The sequence below is a fragment of the Psychrobacter sp. 1U2 genome, assembly GCF_051847575.1.
Map to the genome: position 1 here is coordinate 1 of NZ_JBPYDC010000927.1, position 770 is coordinate 770.

General features: G+C 39.1%; 2 protein-coding genes. Both read left to right on the forward strand.

Annotation, left to right across the window (positions count from 1 at the left end):
• The first annotated feature begins 148 nt into the window (after positions 1-148).
• Positions 149-604 carry a tripartite tricarboxylate transporter TctB family protein gene (locus tag ACS8FD_RS19605; RefSeq protein WP_439261767.1) on the forward strand — a complete coding sequence of 152 codons (456 nt, stop codon included), beginning with the start codon at positions 149-151 and terminating at the stop codon, positions 602-604.
• 5 nt (positions 605-609) lie between these two features.
• Positions 610-770 (forward strand): tripartite tricarboxylate transporter permease (locus tag ACS8FD_RS19610; protein WP_439277095.1); only part of this gene is annotated, 161 nt, incomplete at its 3' end.

Below are 770 nucleotides of genomic sequence, written 5' to 3' on the forward strand. Positions count from 1 at the left end.
GGTGAGCTGCGCGAGTTGTCGGCTGAATACGGTCTTGTTGAAGCCCAATAACCATGGACTAAATACTAAGCATTTATAGTATTTTTCAAAGGCTAACAATGTATGCAGTTGTTAGCCTTTTTGCCTCAAAACGCAAGGAGTGTTCCTTATGACGATGGAACGTTTATTTTCTGGGCTAATGGCATTATTTAGCTTATTTTTAATCTATTTGGCTATGAGTTATGTTGCCCCTATCGCTTATGATCCTATAGGACCTCGCCCTTATCCTATTCTGATTTTCTCCCTTATGGCGTTTCTGACTTTAGTGATTGCTTTTCGCCCCGCTCGTTTTACCAAAAAAATTATTTTAGGTTACGACAAAACCGTTATTAGAAATCTAATTTTGTGCATCATTGCATTGACTGTTTATAGTCTGATATTTGAATTTTTAGGTTTTATCCTTGCAACTATACTCATGTGTTTCGCAGTCGGTCTATTATTTGCTGGTAATCCTATTAAGAGCCTGATTTTTTCAATTGTGATCAGTATCGCCTTATACGTTTTGTTCGACATGGTATTAGATGTCGTGTTACCACTTGGATTATTATCAGGGATAATGGGATAGCTATTATGGAAACCTTTAATTTTTTAATGCATGGCTTCGCTGTCGCCTCTACACCCGAAAACTTGATGATAGCCCTGGTCGGTGCTTTTATAGGTACCGTGGTCGGTATGTTGCCTGGACTTGGTCCTATTAATGGCGTGGCGATATTACTTCCCTTTGCCTTTGC